At 30.9% G+C, this 23,950-nt stretch carries 23 protein-coding genes; 4 read left to right on the forward strand and 19 right to left on the reverse strand.

Features of this window, described 5'->3' with window-relative positions; translation table 11 throughout:
* From BM335_RS10810 to nrfD, 4 genes are all read right to left on the reverse strand, one after another.
* Positions 1 to 2,277 carry an NADP-dependent malic enzyme gene (locus BM335_RS10810; RefSeq protein WP_090227049.1) on the reverse strand — a complete coding sequence of 759 codons (2,277 nt, stop codon included), beginning with the start codon at positions 2,275 to 2,277 and terminating at the stop codon, positions 1 to 3.
* 170 nt (positions 2,278 to 2,447) lie between these two features.
* A complete protein-coding gene (gene queG / locus BM335_RS10815; RefSeq protein ID WP_090227053.1) occupies positions 2,448 to 3,374 on the reverse strand; it encodes a tRNA epoxyqueuosine(34) reductase QueG in 927 nt (308 codons plus the stop codon).
* 46 nt (positions 3,375 to 3,420) lie between these two features.
* Positions 3,421 to 6,318, reverse strand: coding sequence for a molybdopterin-dependent oxidoreductase (locus BM335_RS10820; protein WP_090227057.1), 2,898 nt, complete (start codon positions 6,316 to 6,318; stop codon positions 3,421 to 3,423).
* Positions 6,319 to 6,336: 18 nt separating this feature from the next.
* Complete coding sequence (gene nrfD, locus BM335_RS10825) at positions 6,337 to 7,953, reverse strand: NrfD/PsrC family molybdoenzyme membrane anchor subunit (RefSeq protein ID WP_090227060.1); 1,617 nt, start codon at positions 7,951 to 7,953, stop codon at positions 6,337 to 6,339.
* 156 nt (positions 7,954 to 8,109) lie between these two features.
* Here nrfD and moaD point away from each other — a divergent pair, with 156 nt between their 5' ends.
* A complete protein-coding gene (gene moaD / locus BM335_RS10830; RefSeq protein WP_090227064.1) occupies positions 8,110 to 8,352 on the forward strand; it encodes a molybdopterin converting factor subunit 1 in 243 nt (80 codons plus the stop codon).
* Here the strand turns inward: moaD and BM335_RS10835 are convergent.
* Complete coding sequence (locus BM335_RS10835) at positions 8,349 to 8,624, reverse strand: DUF3817 domain-containing protein (protein ID WP_090227068.1); 276 nt, start codon at positions 8,622 to 8,624, stop codon at positions 8,349 to 8,351. The two genes, moaD and BM335_RS10835, sit on opposite strands and share 4 nt — an antisense overlap.
* Before the next feature lie 74 nt (positions 8,625 to 8,698).
* Here BM335_RS10835 and BM335_RS10840 point away from each other — a divergent pair, with 74 nt between their 5' ends.
* The gene (locus BM335_RS10840; RefSeq protein ID WP_090227073.1) at positions 8,699 to 9,124 is read left to right on the forward strand and encodes a molybdenum cofactor biosynthesis protein MoaE; all 426 of its coding nucleotides are present in this window, start codon (positions 8,699 to 8,701) and stop codon (positions 9,122 to 9,124) included.
* 1 nt (position 9,125) lies between these two features.
* Here the strand turns inward: BM335_RS10840 and BM335_RS10845 are convergent, their stop codons facing one another.
* From BM335_RS10845 to rplU, 13 genes are all read right to left on the reverse strand, one after another.
* Positions 9,126 to 10,205 carry a HesA/MoeB/ThiF family protein gene (locus BM335_RS10845; protein ID WP_090227076.1) on the reverse strand — a complete coding sequence of 360 codons (1,080 nt, stop codon included), beginning with the start codon at positions 10,203 to 10,205 and terminating at the stop codon, positions 9,126 to 9,128.
* Complete coding sequence (locus BM335_RS10850) at positions 10,195 to 11,040, reverse strand: DUF1835 domain-containing protein (protein ID WP_090227080.1); 846 nt, start codon at positions 11,038 to 11,040, stop codon at positions 10,195 to 10,197. Before BM335_RS10850 ends, BM335_RS10845 begins: the two co-directional genes overlap by 11 nt.
* Positions 11,033 to 12,145: an NTP transferase domain-containing protein gene (locus BM335_RS10855; RefSeq protein WP_090227087.1), complete on the reverse strand. Its 1,113-nt coding sequence runs from the start codon at positions 12,143 to 12,145 to the stop codon at positions 11,033 to 11,035. Before BM335_RS10855 ends, BM335_RS10850 begins: the two co-directional genes overlap by 8 nt.
* Positions 12,138 to 12,617: a cyclic pyranopterin monophosphate synthase MoaC gene (moaC, locus tag BM335_RS10860; RefSeq protein WP_090227090.1), complete on the reverse strand. Its 480-nt coding sequence runs from the start codon at positions 12,615 to 12,617 to the stop codon at positions 12,138 to 12,140. Before moaC ends, BM335_RS10855 begins: the two co-directional genes overlap by 8 nt.
* Before the next feature lie 36 nt (positions 12,618 to 12,653).
* Positions 12,654 to 13,847, reverse strand: a complete 1,194-nt coding sequence (locus BM335_RS10865; protein ID WP_090227094.1) for a molybdopterin molybdotransferase MoeA — start codon at positions 13,845 to 13,847, stop codon at positions 12,654 to 12,656.
* A 21-nt stretch (positions 13,848 to 13,868) separates the two neighbouring features.
* Positions 13,869 to 14,855: a GTP 3',8-cyclase MoaA gene (moaA, locus tag BM335_RS10870; RefSeq protein ID WP_090227098.1), complete on the reverse strand. Its 987-nt coding sequence runs from the start codon at positions 14,853 to 14,855 to the stop codon at positions 13,869 to 13,871.
* On the reverse strand, positions 14,855 to 15,487 hold the full coding sequence (locus tag BM335_RS10875; RefSeq protein WP_090227101.1) for a Crp/Fnr family transcriptional regulator: 633 nt from the start codon (positions 15,485 to 15,487) through the stop codon (positions 14,855 to 14,857). Before BM335_RS10875 ends, moaA begins: the two co-directional genes overlap by 1 nt.
* Before the next feature lie 13 nt (positions 15,488 to 15,500).
* Positions 15,501 to 15,914, reverse strand: a complete 414-nt coding sequence (locus tag BM335_RS10880) for a DUF6691 family protein (protein WP_090227105.1) — start codon at positions 15,912 to 15,914, stop codon at positions 15,501 to 15,503.
* Between the two features lie 12 nt (positions 15,915 to 15,926).
* The gene (locus BM335_RS10885; protein WP_090227110.1) at positions 15,927 to 16,484 is read right to left on the reverse strand and encodes a YeeE/YedE family protein; all 558 of its coding nucleotides are present in this window, start codon (positions 16,482 to 16,484) and stop codon (positions 15,927 to 15,929) included.
* A 72-nt stretch (positions 16,485 to 16,556) separates the two neighbouring features.
* On the reverse strand, positions 16,557 to 17,192 hold the full coding sequence (locus BM335_RS10890; RefSeq protein ID WP_090227113.1) for a Crp/Fnr family transcriptional regulator: 636 nt from the start codon (positions 17,190 to 17,192) through the stop codon (positions 16,557 to 16,559).
* Entirely contained in the window at positions 17,189 to 18,421 is a 1,233-nt protein-coding gene (locus BM335_RS10895; RefSeq protein WP_090227116.1) for a 3-deoxy-D-manno-octulosonic acid transferase, read from the reverse strand. The genes BM335_RS10890 and BM335_RS10895 overlap by 4 nt, the downstream gene beginning before the upstream one ends.
* A gap of 86 nt (positions 18,422 to 18,507) precedes the next feature.
* A complete protein-coding gene (gene rpmA, locus BM335_RS10900; RefSeq protein WP_090227121.1) occupies positions 18,508 to 18,768 on the reverse strand; it encodes a 50S ribosomal protein L27 in 261 nt (86 codons plus the stop codon).
* A 27-nt stretch (positions 18,769 to 18,795) separates the two neighbouring features.
* On the reverse strand, positions 18,796 to 19,296 hold the full coding sequence (gene rplU, locus BM335_RS10905) for a 50S ribosomal protein L21 (RefSeq protein ID WP_090227126.1): 501 nt from the start codon (positions 19,294 to 19,296) through the stop codon (positions 18,796 to 18,798).
* A 325-nt stretch (positions 19,297 to 19,621) separates the two neighbouring features.
* On the opposite strand from rplU, the gene BM335_RS10910 reads away from it, so the two are divergent.
* Both BM335_RS10910 and BM335_RS10915 read left to right on the forward strand, forming a co-directional pair.
* Positions 19,622 to 20,938: a M16 family metallopeptidase gene (locus BM335_RS10910; protein ID WP_090227133.1), complete on the forward strand. Its 1,317-nt coding sequence runs from the start codon at positions 19,622 to 19,624 to the stop codon at positions 20,936 to 20,938.
* Positions 20,939 to 20,958: 20 nt separating this feature from the next.
* A complete protein-coding gene (locus BM335_RS10915; RefSeq protein ID WP_090227748.1) occupies positions 20,959 to 23,013 on the forward strand; it encodes a M16 family metallopeptidase in 2,055 nt (684 codons plus the stop codon).
* 51 nt (positions 23,014 to 23,064) lie between these two features.
* Here the strand turns inward: BM335_RS10915 and BM335_RS10920 are convergent, their stop codons facing one another.
* Positions 23,065 to 23,937: a DMT family transporter gene (locus BM335_RS10920; RefSeq protein ID WP_090227137.1), complete on the reverse strand. Its 873-nt coding sequence runs from the start codon at positions 23,935 to 23,937 to the stop codon at positions 23,065 to 23,067.
* Positions 23,938 to 23,950 lie beyond the last annotated feature (13 nt).

Consider the following 23,950-nt stretch of genomic DNA (forward strand, 5'->3'; position numbering starts at 1 on the left):
TTATTGTTTTTTACTATTTTCCTGTGCATCAACAACAGCAACGCAAACCATATTCACAATTTCATCAACACTAGAACCTAATTGTAAAATATGAACAGGCTTATTTAAACCCATTACTATGGGGCCAATAGATTCAATATTGTGTAGTTTTTTTAATAATTTATAACTAATATTTGCTGAATTTAGGTTTGGAAAAATTAGCCCATTTACCTTTTTGTTATGCAATTTAGAAAACGGAAATTTATCACTTCTTAAAGAGTTACTTAACGCAAAATCTGCTTGAATTTCACCATCAATCACAATATTTGGATAGTGTTTATGCATATACGCCACAGCATTTGCTCCTTTATTTGCAGATTTTGACGGTGAAGAACCAAAATTAGAATAAGATAGCATTGCTAACACAGGATCTATTCCAAATATTTTCATAACTCTATCAGTCATTGAAGCTATTTGTACAAGGTCATCTTCATTAGGATTAATGTTAAATGCTGTATCAGAAAAAAACATAGGTCCCCTTTCAGTTAACATAATATTTGTTGCAGCAACTCTGCTTACTCCTTTTGCTTTGCCAATTAATTCAATCATTGGTTTTGCAACTTCTCTATAACTTCTTGAAAAACCAGTTACCAATGCATCTGCTTCACCTAAATTAACCATCATGGCTGCAAAAAAGTTACGTTCACGCATTAACTTTCTGGCATTAATATAAGTTACGCCATTTCTTTTTCTACTTTCCCAATAAGCTTTTGCATATCTGTCTTTTCGTTCTTTTTCTTCATCTAATTTAGGATCAATAATTTCAACATCTCCTTCAAAATTAATTTCTTTCATCAATTCTTTAATAATTTCTTTATTTCCTAATAGAATTGGAACGCAAATACCTTCTTCATGCGCAAGATAGGCTGCTTTTAAAACATTTAAATGATCTGCTTCTGCAAAAACAACACTTTTTGGATTTGATTTTGCTCGGGTAGTTAACATTCTCATCAACTTACTTCCAGTACCTAATCTTTCTGCTAATCTTTCTCTATATGCTTCCCAATCAGTTATCGGTTCTTTTGCTACACCAGATTCCATAGCTGCTTTTGCTACTGCTGGTGGAATTTCAACTATTAATCTATGATCAAAAGGTTTTGGTATGATATAATTTCTACCAAATTGAATATTTGTTTCATTATAAGTTATATTAACTTGCTCGGGTACTGATTCTTTTGCCAAATTAGCCAACGCATGAACGGCTGCCATCTTCATTTCTTCATTAATTTTTGTTGCTCTAACATCTAAAGCTCCTCTAAAAATAAATGGAAATCCTAACACATTATTCACCTGATTTGGATGATCAGACCTTCCCGTTGCAATTAATACATCTTTGCGCGTTTTTACTGCTAAATTATAATCTATTTCGGGAGTTGGATTTGCCATTGCAAAAACAATTGGTTCATCGGCCATAGATAATAACATTTTTGGTGTTAATATATTTCCTACGGAAAGACCAATAAACACATCCGCACCAACCATAGCTTCTTCTAAAGTGTTTAAATCTCTATCGGTAGCAAATTCTGCTTTTTGTTCTGTTAAATTTAAAGCATCTTTTCTAATAACTCCTTTGCTATCACACATTACCATATTATTTCTATTGGCTCCAAGTGCAATATATAATCTAGAGCAAGAAATAGCTGCTGCGCCAGCTCCATTAATTACTATTTTTACTTTTGAAATATCTTTGCCGGTAATTTCAATGGCATTTTTTAAAGCAGCTGTAGAAATAATAGCTGTTCCGTGTTGATCATCATGCATTACTGGAATATCTAACTCCTCTTTCAGCCTACGTTCAATTTCAAATGCTTCTGGAGCTTTAATATCTTCTAAATTAATTCCTCCAAAAGTTGGTGCAATATTTTTTACTGTTTGAATAAATTCTTCAACATTTTTAGTATTTACTTCAATATCAAAAACATCAATATCAGCAAAAATTTTGAACAATAAACCTTTTCCTTCCATTACAGGCTTAGATGCTTCTGGACCAATATCACCTAAACCAAGCACTGCAGTTCCGTTAGAAATTACAGCAACTAAATTTCCTTTTGAAGTATATTTATAAACGTTATTTATGTCTTTTTCAATTTCTAAACAAGGCTCAGCAACACCAGGTGAATACGCCAATGACAAATCTCTTTGTGTTGAATACTTTTTTGTTGGTACAACTTGAATCTTTCCTGGCGTTGGTTTAGCATGATACAACAAGGCTTCTCTCCTTAAATTAGATTTATTCATGATTTTTATTTTTATGACAACACAAAGATATTGAATTTAAAATTCTGAATATTTTTTTATTCAAAAAAAAGACAAATTTGACCTATTTTGTTTAATCAGTATACTTTTTTTTTGAATTTAGTTGTTAAAAAACTAAAAAAAAATAAAGTTTTCGTAATTAAATTTATAGCTTAATCTTTTAAAAATGAGATATTTCTAACTAAACCGGCAAATTTTGTACGTTTTACAGCTGACTTTTTAAATATTATTTGAAAAACTTCTTCGGTGATTTCTTGCCAATCATTTTTTGACATGGAAAATAAATCAGGATGTGGTTTAAATTTTTCTTCAGAATGAGGTTTTGAAAATCGGTTCCACGGACAAACATCCTGACAAATATCGCAGCCAAACATCCAATCTTCAAATTTTCTTTTCATTGAAGTTGGGATTTCATCTTTTAATTCAATAGTAAAATACGAAATACATTTGCTTCCATCAATGGTATTATTGGGCAAAATGGCATTTGTTGGACAAGCATCAATACATTTTGTACACGTTCCACAGTGGTCTGCTTTAAACGGATTGTCATAAGCTAACTCTACGTCTAAAATAAGTTCTGCTAAAAAGAAAAATGAACCTTTATTTTTTTGAAGTAATAATGAGTTTTTTCCTCGCCAACCTACACCGCTTTTTTCTGCCCAAGCGCGTTCTAAAACTGGTGCTGAATCTACAAAAGCTCTTCCGTTTACTTGCCCTATTAAATTTTCAATAAAAAAAGTTAATTCTTTTAACTTTCCTTTTATAATATGATGATAATCTTCACCATACGCATATTTTGCAATTTTATACGTATCATTATTTTGAAGTTCTTTTGGAAAATAATTGTACGATAAACTAATTACGGATTTGGCATCATCAAGCAACAAACGTGGATCAAGTCGTTTATCAAAATAGTTCTCCATATAATTCATTTTTCCATGGAAACCATTTTTTAACCAATTTTCTAAATTTGAAGCTTCTTTTTCTAAAAAATCTGCTTTTGAAATACCACAACTTTCAAAACCTGATCGTTTTGCTTCTTGTTTTATTAAGTGGGAATATGTTTGAAGATTTTTCATTACATACAAAGCTAAAAAAATCCCGCAATTGCGGGATTTTTTTTTATTATTCTTCTTTCGGAATATAGTAACAACCTCCTGGAGATTTATCTGGCGTAAAAGCTCTGTTGAACCATAAAGGTCTGCGTTCTCCATTTGGACCAGGCGCTGGACGCGTCATTGCCAACCATTCTTTATAAATTTCGTGAGATTTGTTGGTGTCTACAAAAATATCGCCATACTTATCTTCGGGTTTTGGTTTTTCAATTCGCACACGTTGATGCCAACAATGCATTCCACTTATAGGATCTGGATGCACTGCATGTGTAATATTTTGATGTACACCACCATCTTTCCAAAAAATTCGTTTTGAATCTTTATCGCTAGATTCAAAAGGATGAATTCCTGAAATAGTGTTCATTTTCCAACCACCTTCTCCATTACTTTGAATTTTTACCGTATTTGTTGCCCATCTATTTCCTATTTTATCTTGCGGTCTGCGCCAACGTCCAATATGATGTGAGCACGCAACAACACCTGGTTTCATACTTTGTGTTACCCAAACTTTATCAATAAAATAACCAATATCAGTATTCATTTTTACCAAATCACCTGTTTGAAATCCCCATTTATTTGCATCATCTGGATGCATCCAAATTGGGTTTCTATTAGAAATTTCAACCAACCATTTTGCGTTTCCTGATCGTGTATGAATTAAAGTTGGCAACCTAAATGTTGGAACCAACACGTATTCTCCTTTCGATTTATCGAGATTATCATTATGAATATGACTTTTAATATATCTTGGAATTGCATATTCTGGCCACTTCCAATCAACCATGGTTTGAGAATAAAATTCATTTTTTCGTGATGGCGTTGGAAAACCAACCATTGCTTTTCCATTAATCATCACTCCAATTTCTTTTCCATTTTTTGAAATTACATCATTATCTTTATCAATTATAGAACCTTTCAACTCTTCTTCAGTTAACAGCATTTCATTCTTTTTGTAAGATTCGCCTTTTTCAATTTCAAAAGCGCCATACTTTTGCATGTACTGCAATTCAGTAAGTCCTTCTTTTTTTGCAGCTTCTGGCAAGCCTTTTACACGTTCAAATAAATATTGATAATATTCATCAATAGTAATTTTTTCTCCAGGACGATAAGGTGATTCAAAATGTTTACGAATTCCCATGCTTCCATCAGGATCAATTTTCCAACTTAAGGCAATCCAAAATTCATCTTCTTCCCAAACTTCACCTGGATTTGCCTGATACGTATATTCCACTGGTTTTCCATTTCTACGAGCCGCTTCTCTTAAAACTGGTTGACGAAATGCTACCCAAGTTCCACCGTGTGTTGCGTAAGAATTGATGTCGTGACGTTCTGAAGCCAAACCCATTGGTAACACAAAATCTGCGTGAAAAGCCGTTTCATTCCATGTTGGAGTTAATGCTGCGTGCAATCCAAATTTACTTTCGTCCATAAACATTTCCATCCACGTAAATCCATCTGGATACGTCCAAACTGGATTGAATACTCTTGAAAAATACACATCCATTTTACCTCTACCTTCTTTTAAGAAATGTGGCAGTAACTGACTCATTTCAAAAAATGCTAACGGATATTCTTTTGGAAAATGCATTTCATTCCATTTTTTTTGAGGCTGCGGTTTATTTGGTTGTGTTGGTGCAAATTTATTCCAACTATTTGGAGAAGTTCCTCCTTTAGCACCAACTGCTCCAGTTAAGACAGTTAGAAAATGTAAGCAACGTGCCACTGCCCAACCACCTAAATTTGATGCGCCTGCTGCACGCCAATTGTGCGATGCAAATCGTTCACCTGCTTCTCCAATTTTATGTGCAATTTCAACAATCATAGCAGCTTTTACTCCTGATTCTTCTTCGGCGTATTCAGGTGTAAACTCTTTATATTCATCAATCATAGCAGCAATATAGTTTTCAAAAGTAACTTCTTTATCGCTGTGCATTGCTTTTAAATAAGCTTTCCAGTTGGTCCAGTTTTCTAAATAATTTCTATTGTATAATCCTTCTTTTAAAATGATTAAAGCCATAGCCAATAAAACGGCTGCTTCGGTTCCTGGATAAGATGGCAGCCAATAATCGGACATACTTGCTGTGTTAGATAAACGAGGATCCATAGTGGCTAACTTTGCACCTTTCATTTTTCCTTCAATAATACGTTGTGCATGTGGATTAAAATAATGGCCAGATTCTAAATGAGCCGAAACCAACAAAATAAATTTTGCTTCGGCGTGATCTGGTGATGGGCGATCATAACCGTACCATAAATTGTACCCAAAACGTGCTCCGGATGAGCAAATATTGGTGTGAGAATTATGTCCATCTATTCCCCAACCTTGTAAAATCCAGTTCATAAATTTTTCATGGCCTGGTCTTCCAACGTGGTAGGCTATTTCATTATGTCTATCTTCTTTTATTGCTTTTCTAATTCGTTCAGCAAATGTATCTAAAACTTCATCCCAAGAAACTCGTTCCCATTCTCCATCGCCACGCTTTCCTTTTCTTTTTAAGGGAAATAAAATACGGTCTGGATCTGTTAATTGATTAATAGTTGCTGGACCTTTCGCACAGTTTCTTCCTCTACTTCCTGGGTGATAAGGATTTCCTTCAAATTTTTTAACTTCTTGTGTTTCTTTATCAATAAATGCTGTTAAACCACAAGCACTTTCGCAATTAAAACAAGTTGTTGGCACAATTTGATAGGTTTTTTTCTCTTTTCTTGGCCAAACTTTTGGATTGTATTCTACCCAATTATCCCACTTTTCTGGTGGAGGAAAGTTCTCATACATTTTAGCAACTTCTTCATCGGTAAAATGACGCATATCTTTATCAAACTCTTGATATCCTTCTTTGTGCAGATTTGGAATTAATCCAATTTTCTCTGCAATATTTTCTATAAATGATGGTTTTTTGTATCCCATGACTTTCTGTGTTTTAAATTAAGCTAAAGGAATTCTTTGTGGTGCTTCCACCCAAATTTTCTCCGTTGCTATAATTCCTATTAAAACTAATACTGCTGATCCAACTAATAAAGGCAATGTGTTGCCAACTAATAAAAATATTAGTGGAATTATATTACCTACCATTACTGTTACAACCCAAAATAAGTTTTTATACCTTCCTTTTGTAATCATTTTCACTACAGTTTTTGCAGCTGTTGTTGGATGTGTTATAGTTAATTCTGTAATAAGTGTGAATAAATTAACCACTAATGCAATTATCATTGTATTTTTTAAAATAACCATCCAATTTTCAGTTCCAAAAATTAAGGAGGCAATTACAAAAATTGCTGTTCCTGCCATTATACTATGAACTAACATATGTAATGGTAATGTTGGACTTTGCCAAAAATCGCGTCCTTTTGCTTGTGCAAATAAAAATGCAGTATAAACGGCTAATAAAATTGCAAATGCAGCTGTTACCCACAACAAAGCTTTTTCAGGAATGGCAATTTTAAAGAATGTTACTGCTCCCCAAACGGTTACTAACAAACCAAAAATTGTAATGGTATAACCTCCTTTTACCAACCAAGAATTCCATTGTGGACGCAATAAAACGTTTAAAAATCGATCTGGTCTGTCTAAATCCATTACCAAGAATAATCCTGTTAATGCTAAAAATGTTAATGAAATTCCAGCAGACCATAATTTAGCTGTAGGAGAAACTTCGTATCCTAAAATAATTGCTAAAAACGGTATTAAAAATGCGCCAGCCGCAATTGCTTTTGTAAATACATAAGCAGAAACTTCCCATCCCCAAAGTATTCCTTTGTCTGGAGTATCGTAAACTCTACGCGCTTTTCCGCTTAAAACATCAATATAATTAGGATTTTCTGTTTCTTTACGTTGATATGCTGCCTGAATATCATTATCTATTACCATTTGTAATAAATCTACATCATCATTTGTATGCATCATTTTTTCTGCAGCTTTTGCAAAATGACCAACACCGCGCGCTTGAGAATTCCATAAACTTGGTCCAGATTTAGCTGTAGCCTCAGGGACTAAAGAAGCATCATCAGCATCAATATAAAATAGGTTGGGATTGGTTCCTTTTTCTGGTTTTCTAACCTTCACCGCTTGACGAGCTAATAATTGTGAAATTTCAGTGGTTGGGTTGTGCATATCACCAGCAATAATTGCATGTTCTGGACAAACGGCTACACAAGCTGGCTCTCTACCAACATCAACTCTGTGCGCACAATAATTACATTTTGCTGCTGTGTTATTATCTGGGTCAATATACAAGGCATCATATGGACACGCTTGCATACAAGATTTACAACCAATACAACGGTTGTTGTCAAAATCTACAATGCCATCTTCACGTGTATGCAATGCTTCAACTGGACAAATTTCAACGCAAGGTGCGTCTGTACAATGGTTGCAACGCATTACAGAAAAAATTCTCCGCGTATCTGGAAACTCGCCTTTTTCAACTTGCTTTACATACGTTCTGTTTACACCAATGGCAACATCGTGTTCTGATTTACAAGCAGTTGTACAAGCATGGCAACCGATACATTTTCGATTATCAATTATAAAACCGTACTTCATTATTAAAATATATTTGGACTTCAATCAAAGTTAGTTTAAAGGAATATTAGTTTTGTAACTAAGATCACATATAAATTTATTTAGAATGATTTTAAATAAAATAAGCATATCATTAAATCAAAATGGTTTATTTTTGTTAAATTATTCAATAAAAATATGAAGATTCAACTACTTTTTTTTGGAATTACAACCGATTTAACTGGAGAGAATTCTATTAATTTTGAATTAAATACTGACATTACAGTACAAGATTTAAAAGAAGTTTTGATGCAAAAATTTCCAAAATTGAAAAATATGCATCAATTTGCTATTGCGGTAAATGAAGAATATGCTGAAGACACTCTAACTTTAAAGGAAAACGATGTTGTTGCAATAATTCCACCTGTTAGTGGCGGTTAATTTCTGAAGTGTTTTTTATCGATATAAAAAGTGCCAAATGGAATTATAGATGCCACTAAAACCGTTACAAAGGTTTTAGATTTCCATTCTAACTGATATTTTAAAACTATTGCTAAAATAACATATGCTATAAAAAGTAAACCGTGTGGCATTCCTAATAATTTTACATAAGAATCTACACCTGTTAAATATTTAATTGGCGTTGCAATAAACAGCAACAATAAATAAGATACTCCTTCTAACACGCTAATAATTCTAAATGTTTTCTTCATTAAGTTAAATATAAATTACAATTGGGCAAAAGTACACTTTTGATTTCTTAACTTTGTGAACGTTATCTTAAAAAATGGAAAATAAAACTTCAGTAAAAATAACTTCGGATACTTTAAACCTTCAGGAATGTTACAATTTTGTACAAGATGCAGCCTGCGGTGGTATTGCTTTGTTTATTGGAACCGTAAGAAATGCTACACAAAATAAAGAAGTAACTTTATTAGATTTTAGCGGTTACGAACCAATGGCTATAAAAGAAATGCAAAAAATTGCAGATACTGCTTTGGTAAAATTTGCAATTCATAAAATTGCTATTCATCATGCGATAGGCGAATTAAAGATTGGTGATATTCCTGTAATTATTGCGGTTTCATCAGCGCATAGAAAAGCAGCTTTTGAAGCTTGTGAATTTGCTATTGATACATTAAAAGAAACGGTTCCTATTTGGAAAAAAGAACATTTTGAAGATGGCGAAGTTTGGGTGAATACGCACCCTTAAATTAGTATTTTTCTATTCCTTCAAACAAACTAAAAACAGCTAAATCTGGAAATTTATTTTTAATTTTTTGAGTTATATCATAGCTCTTAATACCTTTTTCACAAACAAAAACATAGGTTTTATCAAACTTTGGAATAAACATTTCTATATCAAAAATTTTATGAGGAATTTTTTTATGTACTTCAAACGGAATAACCGTTTGAAGATTATTTATAACACTCACAATTTCAATATTTGAATCTTTTACCCGTTTTTTAAAATTAGATGAAGAAATTAATAAAGCACTATCTTGTGTGGTGCAATGTGCATCTAAATAATTGGAGTTTCTAAAAATATCTTCAAAAATTAATGACTTGTTTTTCTTTAGCTTTATTTTTAACTGACTGTTTTCTAAAGAATTATATATCAACAATTGATTAGTTAATAATTTACCTGTTTTGGTAATTAATTTTACAACTTCATTAACTTGCAATAATGCAATAATACCAACAATTGGATTTAAAGTTCCTGCTTCTTCACAATTAGGAATATCAGTAGCAATTTCAGGAAAAGCGTCTCGTAAATTACACGTATAATCACCATCACCATTTAATACATTAAAGGTTGCAACATAACCATCAAACTTATATAAAGAACCATAAACCAATGGCTTTTTTTTAAGCACACAAGCATCGTTTATTAAGTATTTAATCTGTAAATTATCGGTTCCATCAACAATTATATCATACTTAGCAATTAGTTCTAAAATAGAATTTTTATTGATGGCTTTGTTGGTGCAAGTAACTTTTGTAAACGGTGCTCTTTTTTCAATTTCTTTTGCTAAAATTTCAACCTTTGGCTGCTGAATATCTTTAACTCTAAAAAATACCTGACGGTGTAGATTGGAAACAGAAACGTTATCAAAATCAACCAAATGCAATTCTCCAACACCGCTTGTGGCTAAATAAATGGCAACTGGACTTCCTAATCCTCCACAACCAATAACCAAAACTTTGGCTTTTTGCAACAAATCTTGTCCGGTCAAACCAATTTCGGTTAAGGTAGTTTGCCGTTGAAAATATGCCTGTTTATTAAAGTCCATTACTTAATAATTTACGTTTCCCATTTTCATTTAAATAATACTTTTCATCATCTACAAAAAAGAAATTATTTAACTCCTTAAGATACGCAAAAAATTGCACATCCCCAAAACCATACACAGTATTTTCATTTTGCCAAAATAGTAATTTTTGAACTATTTTTTCAGAAGATAAAGCTTCAGACGCAATAATTTGAAGTATTTTATTCTCAATTTCATTGAAACCATTTTCTTGCGGAAACCTTTTTAAATGTTGATTTATTGCAGCTTGTAAATAGGTGAATTTTCCGGTTTTACTAAAGTTAAAATCGGATAGTTCTTTATAATTATTTTGAACATATAATTTCCAAGCCTGATCTGCAAAAATTAAATTATTTTTTGTGAGTTTTACTTTATTTTTATAAAGTGCTACATATTCTTCTGAAGAAAAGTCACTTAATGAATGTAACTTGGTTTTTCCTTTTACCCTTCCAGTGCAAACTAAATTATAGGTAACATCTTTTCGGTAATTCTGCAATAAAAATGAACACATTGCCAATAAATTTACTTGACAAAACAAATCGTATTCAAACCACAAAACAATTTCATCATACACCGCTAAATCTTCAATTTTTAAGATTTCTTTAATGGTTTTGTCAAAATATTCTAATTTTCCTATGCTAAAATATTTTTCAAAAAAAGCATAGCGTTGTTTCCAAAAATCATCACTGGCGACTTGCTCCAAAATTGGTCCTTCACAAAACATTTCTCTACAAATTACAATATCGCCTTTTATTCCTGATTTTTGAAATATTGGCAAAATTGCATCACCGTTAAGTACGTGAATAGAATTAGTCATTTATTTCTTTGTATGCTTCTTTAAAATCTTCAGGAGTATTAATATTTCTGATAAAACTATCATCAATTTCAACAATTTCAACATCAGAATTTATCAATACTTTACGCGGACAAGAATAACCTTGCGCTAAATAATTTAACAATAACGTATAACTTTTAGGCTCCCAAATGGTAATTAATGGTTCTGGAAACTGAGCGTTTTTCCCTTTAATAGTTGTTGCTATTTTTGATGGATTTCTATGTTTTAATAACAATTGAATAACCTCACTATTTACAAATGGCAAATCGGTAGCTAATACTAGCCAAGCAACATTAGGGTTTTCTTGAAAAGCAGAACAAATTGCACCAAACGGACCTAAACCAATAAATTTATCGGTGATTTTATTTTCTATTGAAATTTCTTGTTCTTCACGAACCGATAAAAACGTTTTTAAATGATTTTTTTCCAACAAATCAATAGTTACATCACGCTGATTTTTACCATAAAATTGCAGCGTTCCTTTGTCCGTTCCCATTCTGGTACTTTTCCCACCGGCTAACACTAAACCTTGAATTGGAGCTATTCTTTGCTTGATAAGATTCTCTATATGTTTAGAGATTTTATCAATTTCATCAATAGAATAACAGATTAAATTTTTAATTTGAGGATTATGCTCTTCTAAAAAATAGAAATATTTTGAATCATTTGTTAATTTTATAACAAACTGTATATTATTTAACTGATTTAATCTTTTTAAAACCGAAGTTTCTTTATCATTATCTAAAATCAAAATTTGTTTGGCAGCTTCGTAATGATTTCCGTTGATAAATAAAAAATCGTACTGAGAAAACTGAATGCGTTGATTGAATTTATTTACACTAGAATTCACTTCAATTTTAGCAGTTCCTTTATGGTGAAAAACATATTTTTCTAGCGGTTTAGTTTCAATTGCATCATTATGTGAAGCATCAAAATATGCCAATTTATAATTCGCCATTTTTTGACTAACTTGATGTACTAAATTAGAAATAACATCGCATTTAGTACCAACAATTGAAATTTCATTGGTTGCAAAATTATCGTTATCTCTTAATGCAAGTTTTGCGTGTTTTTGATGTTTACCCATTTTTAATATCACTTTTTCCACCCGATTTTTCAAACAATTTCACTTCTTTAATTACCATTTTTTGCGAAATGGCTTTACACATATCATATACGGTAAGTGCCGCTAAATTTGCACCTGTTAAAGCTTCCATTTCAACACCGGTTTTCCCTTCAATTGCAACGGTACAAAGTATTTCAATATGCTCTTTATCTGTAATTTCTATATCAATATCAACGCCATTAATTAGTAAAGGATGGCACATTGGAATTAATTCTGAAGTTTTTTTAACTGCCTGAATACCAGCGATAATAGCCGTTTGAAAAACAGGACCTTTTTTAGTAATTAATTCATCATTATTAAAATGAGAAATAATTTCCTCACCTAAAAACATAGTGGCTTTTGCTGTTGCTTTTCGTTTAGTGATTTTTTTATCGCCAACATTCACCATCTTAGGTTGATTTTTTTTATTGATATGGCTAAATTTATCTTCCATAAATATAAGATTCCAAAACGAGTTCAGAATAATGTTTTATCTAAATTTAATAATTGGAAAAATTGTTCCTTTCGTAAAGTTAGTGCTATCATCTGGCAATTCCAAAAAAGCATCCGCATCTACTAAATTTGCTAAATCCCCAGAGCCTTTTCCTGCTATTGGGGTTGCATATAATTTCCCTTCTTCTTGCGTAAGTTTTACTTGTAAAAAATAGGTTAAATTAGGTTTAAAATAAAAATCTTCTGATAAAATTGCTTCATTTTTAGGCATTTCTAAATTAACAGATTTATAATACCACGGATAAAAATATTTTAAACAACTTACAAAGGTAGAAACCGGATTTCCTGGAAAAGCAAAAACCGTTTTATGCTGCTTTTTACCAAACCAAAATGGTTTTCCTGGTCGTTGTTTTACTTGATGAAATAATTTTTGAACACCTAAATTATTCAAAACTTCAGGAATAAAATCGAATTTACCTTTAGAAACTGCACCGCTAAAAAGTAATACATCATATTCATTTAAAAAACCTTCAATTGTAGAAGTTAACGTTTCTTTATCATCTAAAATATGTGCTGTTTCAGCTTTTATTTGCAGTTTTTCTAATAATGAAACCAACGCATACACATTACTTCTTCTAATTTGATGTTCTGCCGGAATTTGGTCTACTTCAACCAACTCATTTCCTGTTGAAACAATCATAACTTTTGGCTGCTTTGCAACTTTTACTTTCTCTTTACCAACCGTTGCAAACACGCTAATTTCAGCTGCAGAAATTAAAATGTCTTTGGGAATTAAAACATCACCTTGCTTTCTGTCCAATCCTTTTAAATGCACATTTTGAAATTCCTTTACAGCTTCTAAATTAACTGTTGCACTATTATTTTCTATAGTTAATAATTCATATTGAATTACAGCATCAGTATTTTTTGGTAAGACAGCACCTGTCATTGCTTCAATACAATTTTCTGTATTTTTTAATGATAATTGTGGGCTTCCAGCAGCTTGTATTCCTTCAATTTTAAAAGAACGAATTCCGTTATTAAAAGCTTCGGATGAAATTGCAATTCCATCCATACTAACTCTGTTAAACGGTGGAAAATCTCTATCGGCAACAATATTTTCTTGTAAAATTCTACCTGAAGATTGTAAAAAATCAATTTCTTCAATTCCAAAATCTTCAGCGCTTTTTAAAATAATTTCAAGAGCATCTTTTACTGTTGTTAATTCCATTGTTGTTGGTTATTAATTAATTTACCCTCCAATTGTAGACATACTTTCGGAAATATCATTTCCTCTGTTGGCTTCTGCAATAAAACCGTTTTCTGGTTTATGATGTACGGTTTTTATAAACAATTCTTTCAACTCATCATCACTTGCGCCATTTCTAATAAAATCGCGCACATTAAAAACGCCACCGTCAAACAAGCAGTTTTTAAACATTCCGGTTGCTGTAATTCTAATTCTATTACAATCGTTGCAAATGGTTCTGGTAAATGCTGGAATTATACCAAAAGTTCCTTTATAATTTGGGATTTTATAGTTTTTTGAAGTGGACGACTTTTTTGAAATAACTGATTCAACCTCTGGAAAATGATTTTTTATATGATTTATAATTTTATTGAAATCCCAAAGTTCTGCCATATCTCTTTGTCCTTTTCCATTAAAAGGCATCTCTTCAATAAAACGAACTGCAATATCTTTTTCTTTTGAAAGCTCAACAAAATCTATAATTTCATCGGTATTAAAACCAGATTGCACTACTACATTCAGTTTTAATTTAAGTTTACTTTTTTCTAATTTCTGAAAAGTATCAAACACATTTTCAAAAACATCTCTACGCGTTATTGTCGCAAATTTTTCTTTATGTAAACTATCAATACTTAAATTAATAGCGTTTATGTTTAAAGCTTCTAACTTATCTATATAATTTGAAATTAATGCGCCGTTTGTAGTAATGTTAATTTCATCTAACTTATCATTAAAGGAAAGTGATTCTAAAAAATTCACAAAATCTTTTCTTACAAACGGTTCTCCACCAGTTAAACGAACTTTATTTACACCTAATTCAGACAGTACACGAGTAATTCTGTACATTTCTTTATAGGAAAGTAATTCTTTTCTATCAACAATATCAATTCCTTTAGCTGGCATACAGTATTGACAGCGCAAATTACAACGATCTGTAACTGCTAAACGTAAATATGAAATTTTTCTACCAAATTTATCCCTTAACTCCATTAATTGAGTGTTATTTTATTTCTTCCTAAAATTATAACTTCTTCTTTTTCTAATTTTTTTAGTACTCTTGAAATAGCTTCTCTTGATACTTTTAAATCACGTGCAATATCAAAATGCTTTCTATTAATTGTATTGCTATTATAAACTAAACTAGCATTTTCCAGATACTTTAACAATCTGAATTCTAAATTTTCAAAAGCAATGTCATTTATTTTCTCAATTAAAAATGATGTTTGCCTGTAATTTAGTTTCATAAAATATAAACGCCACGAATTGTATTTTACAAACCACGAATTTACGGTTTTTACAGGAACTGCTATGTAAGTAATAGTACTTTCAGCTTTTAACCTAATTTCACTATTTTTATTTTCTAATGCGTAAGTAATTGCAATGGAGCTTGTTTGTTGTGACGTTAAATAATGTAAAAAAATACCGTTTCCTTTTCCATCACGTCTCATCACTTTAACAACTCCTGAAGTTATAAAAGGAATAAACTCAATCTCTCGACGAATTTCTAAAATTATTTTATCTGGCTCAGCTTTTTTTAAAATACCATAATTACAGATTTCTTGCCTTAAATTATCTTCAAAAATGGTTGAAAAATTTTGGGCAACAATTTCATTTATTTTCATCAAAATAAATAATTTAATGTGGTAGTTTATTTTTTAAAAGACCATATAAAAAGGCTCCTAAAGTTGCGCCAAATATTACTATTAAAATAGCTACAATACCTCTGCCTATTAAAACAAACATTGGGCCTGGACAAGCTCCGGCTAATGCCCAACCTAAGCCAAATAAAATACCGCCTAATAAATTTCTGTACAATCCAACTTTTTTAAGAGCTATATGAATTTCATTTCCTTCAAAAGTTTTAACCATTTTTTTTCGGAATAAAAACATACTTATCATTCCTAAAACAACTGCTGAACCGATAATTCCGTACATATGAAACGACTGAAATTTAAACATTTCATAAATTCTAAACCACGAAATAATTTCGGCTTTGCTCATTACTATTCCAAAAAGAATACCTACTAAAAAAAATTTAATGTATTTCATAATGCTTTCTTTTTAAAATAATAGTGGTAAAATAAACCAAGTCATTATTAAACCTCCAATAAAAAAACCAATTACAGAAATTAATGATGGAAGTTCTAAATTACTTAAGCCAACAATTGCGTGTCCAGAAGTACAACCGCCAGCCCATCTTGCACCAAAACCAACCATAATACCTGCAATTATTAAAATTAAAAATCCTTTTAATGAAAGCATTGTATCTATACTAAAGATTTCATCAGGTAAATAAGATGTTCCTGCATTTTGAATTCCAATAGCTGCTAAATCTTGAACAGTTTGAGGATTTAATGCAACTGCATCATTTGGAGATAACCAATAAAATGCAATAAATCCGCCCACAATAGAACCTGCAACAAAAATTAAGTTCCATGAATTTTCTTTCCAATCTATTTTAAAATAGTCTACAAACTTGCCTGCACCGCCAATTGAACAAAAAGTTTCTAAATTTGAAGAGACTCCAAATCGTTCGCCAAAATAATATAGTAAAAACATGACAAACGCTATAATTGGACCTGCAACATACCAAGCCCAAGGTTGAGTAATAAATTCCATAATTTATTTAATTAGTTAGTTTTATAAAAGTATTCTATAAATTATGCTGATATGTAACTTGTGTTACATTAGTTAAAACTCAAGTATTTCAATTTTATTTCTATTAAGCTTTATTTTCCCTTCATTTTCTAGCTGTTTTAGCAATCTAGAAATTACAACACGTGAAGTATGCATATCATAAGCAATGTCTTGATGCGTTGTATTTAAGGAAGTTTCTCGCATAATTTGGGCTTTATCTTTTAAATATTTGTACAAACGCTCGTCCATTCGCATAAAAGCTAAAGTATCAATAGTTTCCATCATTTCGTTTAAGCGAATATTATAACTATCAATTACAAAATTTCTCCATGATTTGTATTTTACCAACCATTCATCTAACTTTTCTTTTGGTAAAAACACAATTTCAGATTCTTTTTCTGCAATGGCTCTAATGCCACATTTTCCATTAGAAATTGCACTTGCAAATGAACTTGCACAAGTATCTCCACGCTCTAAAAAGTATAACAAAATTTCTTCACCTTTTTTATCTTCACGAACAATTTTTATGGCACCATCTAAAAGTAAAGGAACTCCTTTCATTTTATCGCCTAAATCAACTAATAACTCATTTTCACGTAATTTTTTATATACGCCAACTTGCTCGATTTCATCCAACAATTCTTTTTCAAAAACAAATGAATAATAATTATCTAATTTTTCTCTTATCATTTTAAATAGTTTAAAATTTTGTTAGTAGCTCCTGTTTTATCTAAAACATAATTTTGAGCTCTTTTTCCTGCTTCAATTCTTTTACCTTTTGGCAATAAAAATTCGCTTAAAAGTACGGATAATTTTTGAGAATTATCAACCATAAAACAAGCTTCGTTTTTCACCAATTCTATAGCCTCATTAAATTTGTAATAATTTGGACCAATTATAATTGGAACACCAAAAGTTGCGGGTTCTAAAACGTTATGAACTCCAGATTTTGTATAACCTCCTCCAACATAAGCTACATCTGCATAACTGTAAATTTTCGTTAAAATGCCAATTGTATCAATTATAAACACTTGAAATTCTTCAAGGTTTTTACCTTCTTTTTCAGAGAATAAAATAGTTGGCTTTGATATTGATTTTTTTAACTGTTGAATTTCTTGTTGATGAATATTATGGGGTGCAATTATAAATTTTTCGTTTTCTGTAGCATTATTATTTATATAATCTACTAATAAAACTTCATCTTCTTTCCAAGTACTTCCTGCAACTAAAGTATGTTTGCTGTTTATAAAATGATTGATAAAATTTAATTGATTATCTTGTTTTGTAATTTCAAAAACACGATCAAAACGCGTGTCACCACTAACAGTTACGTTGCTAAAATGAATACTATTTAATAATTTTTCTGAAACTGAATCTTGCACAAAAAAATGAGAAAATGCTTGTAAAGATTTTCGCATCCAACCGCCATACCATTTAAAAAATACTTGATTTTCTCTAAAAATTCCAGAAATTAAAATGGTTTTAATCTTTCTGTTTTTAAGAACTTTTAAATAATTTGGCCAAAACTCATATTTAACAAAAATAGCCGTTTCAGGATGAACAATGTCAAGAAATTTTTTAGCATTAAAAGTTGTATCTAAAGGTAAATAGCAAACTACATCAGCTACTTCATAATTTTTCCGAACTTCATAACCTGATGGAGAAAAAAAAGTAAGTAAAATTTTTTTTGAAGGAAAATTAAGTTTTAATTTTTCAATAAGTGGTCTACCTTGTTCAAATTCCCCTAAAGATGCGCAATGTACCCAAATTACAGTGTCTGCACTTTTTATTGATGATTTTAACTTTGTAAAAACATCGTTTCTACCTTCAACAAAAAGTTTTATTTTAGTATTGAATAATGCTATTAATTTCATTAAGAAACTAGCCACAATAACTACTATGTTGTAAATTTTATGCATAAATATCAAAGTTACAAAATTAGCGCATAAAAAAACTCCTAAACTTTAAAAGTAAAGGAGTTTTTAAATCAATAAAAATCTATGTATTAAACCTCAAAAGGTTCAATAGAAACATAAGACTTGTTGTCTTTTCTTTTTTGGAATTTAACCACACCGTCCACTTTTGCGTGTAATGTATGATCTTTACCCATATATACGTTATCACCAGGATGGTGTTGAGTTCCTCTTTGACGGATTAAAATGTTACCTGCAATTGCAGCTTGTCCACCAAATATTTTTACTCCTAGTCGTTTCGATTCTGATTCTCTACCGTTCTTCGAACTACCTACTCCTTTTTTATGTGCCATGATATTATGGTTTTAAAATTGTGAATATTATTTAGTTAATGCTTCAATTAATTCAGCTTTCTTTAAAGACGTGTATCCTGAAATACCTCTTTCTTTAGCTAACTCTTTTAATTCAGCAACTGTCATTGCGCTTAAATCTTCAGAAACAGCTACTGGAGCTTCAACTTCTTTTGATTTAGGTGCTGCTTTTTTAGCTGGTGCTTTTTTTTCTGCGCCAGATGCTGCAATACCTTCAATTTGAATTTCAGTAAAAGATTGTCTATGACCATTTTTTACTTTATATCCTTTTCTACGTTTCTTTTTGAAAACGATAACTTTATCACCTTTTAAGTGACCTAAGATTTTTGCCGTTACTTCGGCTCCTTCTATAGCTGGGGCGCCAACTGTTACTGTACCTCCGTTTTCTAAAAGAAGAACTTTATCAAAAGATACTTTTGACCCTTCTTCTCCTTGTAAGCGGTGCACGTAAACCTTTTGGTCTTTTGCTACTTTAAACTGCTGCCCTGCTATCTCTACAATTGCATACATAAGCTTTATTTTATATTCGCTTTATTAATTAATTAATTTACCTTTCTATTAAGGCGGGTGCAAATATAAATCTTTTTTCTTTTTTGACAAAAATTATTTTAAAGAATACGTTCACATATAAGCTTTTAACATAATCAATCTTAATTTTTAGTTATTTTTTTCACAAACCTATTATTACATAAAAAACTTTAATACTTTTGATAATATTGTTTTTGCTATGAAAATTACCCATTACCTATTTTTAATTTCAAGTAAAAACTGTAACAAGTTTAACTTATTAGCGACTTATTCGCTGAATCTTAATTTAATTAAACAATTACAAACTATGAGAAAAATTTATCTAGTAAGTTTTTTAACCCTACTAGTAAGCGCTTCTATTATTGCGCAAAAAGTAGAATTTGAAGAATATGATTTAAGTAACGGTTTACACGTCATTTTACATCAGGACAATTCAGCGCCTGTTGTAACAACTTCGGTAATGTATCATGTTGGTGCAAAAGACGAAGTGAAAGGAAGAACTGGATTTGCACACTTTTTCGAGCATTTATTATTTGAAGGAACTAAAAATATTCCTAAAGGAGAATTTTTTAAAATAGTTTCTGCAAATGGTGGTAATAATAATGCCAATACAACTCAAGACAGAACTTATTACTACGAAACGTTCCCTTCTAACAATCTAGAATTAGGATTATGGCTAGAGTCAGAACGTATGTTACACCCAGTTATTAATCAAGATGGTGTTGACACTCAAAATGAAGTTGTAAAAGAAGAAAAAAGAGCCAGAATTGACAATGCACCTTACGGTAAAATTATTTACAGAACGGGAATTAATCAACATATATTTGCTAAACATCCATATAAAAACTCTGTAATTGGAAGTATGGAAGATTTAGATGCTGCTCAATTAAATGAGTTTTTAGCTTTTCACAAAAAGTTTTACGCACCAAACAATGCAGTATTAGTTGTAGCTGGAGATTTTGAAAAAGATAGTGCAAAAAAAATGATTCAAGATTATTTTGGTGACATTCCTGCAGGAGAACCTGTAGAACGAGTAAGTATTGTTGAAGATGCCGTTGAAGCTAAAAAAGTAGTTGAATACGATTCTAATATTCAAATTCCTATTAAATTATTTATTTTCAGAACACCTTCAAGTAAAGATAAAGATGCGTATGTTTTAGATATGGTTTCCTCAATTTTAACAAGCGGGAAAAGCTCTAGAATGTATAAAAAATTAGTTGAAGAGAAAAAAGCGTTGCAAGTGCTTGCTTTCAATGACTCTCAAGAAGATTATGGAACTTATATTATGGGAGCACTTCCATTAGGCGAAACTTCATTAGATGAATTAGCTGCTGCAATGGAAAATGAAATTACAAAACTTCAAACCGAATTAATTTCTGAAAAAGAATATCAAAAATTACAAAACCAGTTTGAAAATAATTTTGTTAACTCAAATTCTGGAGTTGAAAACATAGCTTCCACTTTAGCTACAAACTATATGCTAAAAGGAAATACCAATTTAATTAATGATGAGTTAAACATTTATCGCTCAATTACAAGAGAAGACATTAAACGCGTTGCAAATGAACTTTTAAACGCAAACAATCGTGTTGAAATGGATTACCTTAAAGCTAAAAGCGAATAATTTTAAAGATGAGAAGACAAATGAAAACTAAAATAACAACATTAATTGCATTGTTTCTTATTTCTTTAGGAATAAATGCACAAATAGATAGAACAAAACAACCTGTTGCTGGCCCGGCACCTAAAATTAATTTAGGAAAACCACAAACTTTTGAGTTAAAAAACGGTTTAAAAGTAATGGTTGTTGAAAACCATAAGCTACCAAAAGTCACCGCTAGTTTAATTTTAGATAACGGACCAATTTTTGAAGGAAATAAAGCCGGTTTATCAAGTATTGCTGGTGGAATGATGGGTAACGGTACAACTAACATTCCAAAAGATGCTTTTGTTGAGGAAATTGACTTTTTAGGTGCTTCCTTAAACATAGGAAGCCAAAGCGCTAGCTTTAACACTTTATCAAAATACTTTCCTCGTATTTTTGAATTAATGGCTGATGCTGTTCAAAATCCATTATTTACTCAAGAAGAATTTGAAAAGCAACAAACACAATTAATTGAAGGAATAAAATCTGGAGAAAATAGTGTTGCAGAAATTGCTGGAAAAGTAGAAAGCGCATTAGTATATGGGAAAAAGCATCCGTACGGAGAATTTGCAACAGAACAAACAGCTAAAAATGTAACTATTGATGATGTTAAAAACTTTTATACTACATATTTTAAACCAAACAATGCCTACTTAGTAATAATTGGTGATGTTAATTTTAAAGATGTGAAAAAACTAGTAACATCTAAATTAGGAAAATGGAACAAAGGAACACTACCTGCGTATACAATGCCTGAAGTAAAAAATGTTCCTAAAACAGAAATCAACTTTGTTAATATGCCAAATGCAGTACAATCAAATATTGCAGTTGTAAATACTGTTGATTTAAAAATGAGCAATCCAGATTATTTTCCATTATTGTTAGCCAACAAAATTTTTGGTGGAGGTGGAGAAGGTCGTTTATTCCTAAACTTACGTGAAGATAAAGGGTATACCTATGGCGCATATTCAAGAATTGGAAACGACGAAAGAACTGCTGCAACATTTAAATCATCTGCAACAGTTAGAAATATGGTTACAGACAGTTCTGTAGTAGAATTTATAAAAGAAATTAAAACTTTTAGAGACACCAAAGTTTCTGATGAAGAACTTAAAAATGCAAAAGCAGCATACATTGGAAATTTTGTAATGGCTTTAGAAAGACCATCTACTGCAGCGAGTTATGCTTTAAATATTGCTACTAAAAATTTACCAGCAGACTTTTACGAAACGTATTTAGAAAAAATAAATGCTGTAACTGTAGATGATATACAACGCGTAGCTCAAAAATATTTTAGTGCAGATAATGCCAGAATTGTAATTGTTGGAAAAGCATTAGATGTATTGCCTAATTTAGAAAAAATGCCTTATAAAATTAATTATTTTGATAAAGAGGCAAACGCAACATCTAAACCAGCAATGACAAAACCAATTCCGGCTGGAGTTACAAAAGTTTCTGTAATTGACAATTATTTTAACGCAATTGGTGGTGCTGATAAAATTAAAGCTTTAAAAAGTACATTGGTAACTTACGAAGCATCCGCAATGGGAAGCACCATTCAATCAACAGAAAAAAGAACTGCAACACATTATGCCAATGAAACAAGTATGGGCGGAAATGTTTTAGCTAAAGTTATAATGACGGCTGATGGTGTTTTTATGAACAAACAACCTCTACCTCCTGCAATGGCTAGTGAAATGACCAATACTTTAGGTACATTTTTAGAAATGGGGTTACTTAATAATGAAAACTCCATTTTAAGTGGAATTGAACCTATAGATGGTAAAGATGCTTACGTCATTTCTACTAAAGGAGAAGTTGTATCAACAGCAATTTATTTTGATGTTGCAACAGGTTTAAAAGTAAAAGAAGTTCAAACAGTTTCAATGGGTGGTCAAACTCAAAGTCAAGAAGCTACTTTTTCTGATTATAAAGAGTTTGATGGTGTTAAATTTCCAACAATAAAAAGTGGAAGTTTAGGACCTCAAAAAGTTGAATTTAAATTAATTGATGCTAAAGTTAACAAAGGTGTAACTGATGCAGATTTTCAATAAATAATATTGTTTAAATACCGAAGAGCGGCACAAGAAATTGTGTCGCTTTTTTTATTTTGCTTTATTCACCAAATACACACCAAAAATTATAATTCCACCAGCCAATATTTGAACCGCGGAGATTTTCTCTCCATCTAAAATTCCCCATAAAATTGCTACAATTGGGATTAAATAAGTTACAGACGATGAATAAACAGGTGTTGATATTTTAATTAAATGGTTGTATAATATTTTAGCCAAACCAGTTCCAAAAACTGCTAAAATAGTAATGTAAACTAAAGACATTGTACTGGCTTCATCAACTTCAAAAGTTGAAAATATTCCTGTAAAATATAATATTATTAAAGCTGGAATCATTAAAATCATAAAATTTCCTACCGCAATACTTAACGCATCTAAATCTTGCAAATGCTTTTTAATAATATTTAAGTTAAAGGCGTAACAAATTGTTGCTATTAAAACCAATATTGAATATAAATAATTTTGAGAAGGATTTATTTCAGCCCCTTTTAAAATTAAAATTACCGTCCCTGCTAAACCAATTAAAACTCCTAACAACTGTTTTCTTCTATAAGCAAATCCAAAAACTAAGTATCCAAAAATTAAAGTATTTAATGGCGTAAGCGAATTTAAAATGGACGCAATAGAACTATCTATATGCTTTACTGCAAAAGCAAACAAAAAAACAGGTATAAAACTACCAATTACACCATTTAAAAATAAATAATACCATTGTGTTTTATTAATTTTAAAAACACGCTTAAAACCAATTAAAAATAGAAATATAGCAGTTATTAATATTCGTAAAGCGCCAACTTGCACTGGGTTAAGACTTATTAATGCTTTTTTCATTAAAATAAATGAACTCCCCCAAACTAATGAAAGTATTATTAAAAAAATCCATTTTTGTTTATGTTGCTCCATTGTAAAAATAAAA

The organism is Lutibacter maritimus, from assembly GCF_900116115.1.
Classification (GTDB): Bacteria; Bacteroidota; Bacteroidia; order Flavobacteriales; family Flavobacteriaceae; genus Lutibacter; species Lutibacter maritimus.

Excerpts from the sequence above, each read along its gene's own strand:
- BM335_RS10910 (WP_090227133.1), top strand. The coding sequence starts at position 19,622 with ATGAGAAAAATTTATCTAGTAAGTTTTTTAACCCTACTAGTAAGCGCT.
- BM335_RS10920 (WP_090227137.1), bottom strand. The coding sequence starts at position 23,937 with ATGGAGCAACATAAACAAAAATGGATTTTTTTAATAATACTTTCATTA.
- moaA (WP_090227098.1), bottom strand. The coding sequence starts at position 14,855 with ATGGAGTTAAGGGATAAATTTGGTAGAAAAATTTCATATTTACGTTTA.
- BM335_RS10865 (WP_090227094.1), bottom strand. The coding sequence starts at position 13,847 with ATGGAATTAACAACAGTAAAAGATGCTCTTGAAATTATTTTAAAAAGC.
- BM335_RS10820 (WP_090227057.1), bottom strand. The coding sequence starts at position 6,318 with ATGGGATACAAAAAACCATCATTTATAGAAAATATTGCAGAGAAAATT.
- BM335_RS10880 (WP_090227105.1), bottom strand. The coding sequence starts at position 15,914 with ATGAAATACATTAAATTTTTTTTAGTAGGTATTCTTTTTGGAATAGTA.
- BM335_RS10875 (WP_090227101.1), bottom strand. The coding sequence starts at position 15,487 with ATGAAAATAAATGAAATTGTTGCCCAAAATTTTTCAACCATTTTTGAA.
- BM335_RS10835 (WP_090227068.1), bottom strand. The coding sequence starts at position 8,624 with ATGAAGAAAACATTTAGAATTATTAGCGTGTTAGAAGGAGTATCTTAT.
- BM335_RS10895 (WP_090227116.1), bottom strand. The coding sequence starts at position 18,421 with ATGCATAAAATTTACAACATAGTAGTTATTGTGGCTAGTTTCTTAATG.
- BM335_RS10885 (WP_090227110.1), bottom strand. The coding sequence starts at position 16,484 with ATGGAATTTATTACTCAACCTTGGGCTTGGTATGTTGCAGGTCCAATT.
- nrfD (WP_090227060.1), bottom strand. The coding sequence starts at position 7,953 with ATGAAGTACGGTTTTATAATTGATAATCGAAAATGTATCGGTTGCCAT.
- BM335_RS10890 (WP_090227113.1), bottom strand. The coding sequence starts at position 17,192 with ATGATAAGAGAAAAATTAGATAATTATTATTCATTTGTTTTTGAAAAA.
- BM335_RS10915 (WP_090227748.1), top strand. The coding sequence starts at position 20,959 with ATGAAAACTAAAATAACAACATTAATTGCATTGTTTCTTATTTCTTTA.
- BM335_RS10850 (WP_090227080.1), bottom strand. The coding sequence starts at position 11,040 with ATGACTAATTCTATTCACGTACTTAACGGTGATGCAATTTTGCCAATA.
- BM335_RS10810 (WP_090227049.1), bottom strand. The coding sequence starts at position 2,277 with ATGAATAAATCTAATTTAAGGAGAGAAGCCTTGTTGTATCATGCTAAA.
- moaD (WP_090227064.1), top strand. The coding sequence starts at position 8,110 with ATGAAGATTCAACTACTTTTTTTTGGAATTACAACCGATTTAACTGGA.
- rplU (WP_090227126.1), bottom strand. The coding sequence starts at position 19,296 with ATGTATGCAATTGTAGAGATAGCAGGGCAGCAGTTTAAAGTAGCAAAA.
- BM335_RS10855 (WP_090227087.1), bottom strand. The coding sequence starts at position 12,145 with ATGGGTAAACATCAAAAACACGCAAAACTTGCATTAAGAGATAACGAT.
- moaC (WP_090227090.1), bottom strand. The coding sequence starts at position 12,617 with ATGGAAGATAAATTTAGCCATATCAATAAAAAAAATCAACCTAAGATG.
- rpmA (WP_090227121.1), bottom strand. The coding sequence starts at position 18,768 with ATGGCACATAAAAAAGGAGTAGGTAGTTCGAAGAACGGTAGAGAATCA.
- BM335_RS10845 (WP_090227076.1), bottom strand. The coding sequence starts at position 10,205 with ATGGACTTTAATAAACAGGCATATTTTCAACGGCAAACTACCTTAACC.
- queG (WP_090227053.1), bottom strand. The coding sequence starts at position 3,374 with ATGAAAAATCTTCAAACATATTCCCACTTAATAAAACAAGAAGCAAAA.
- BM335_RS10840 (WP_090227073.1), top strand. The coding sequence starts at position 8,699 with ATGGAAAATAAAACTTCAGTAAAAATAACTTCGGATACTTTAAACCTT.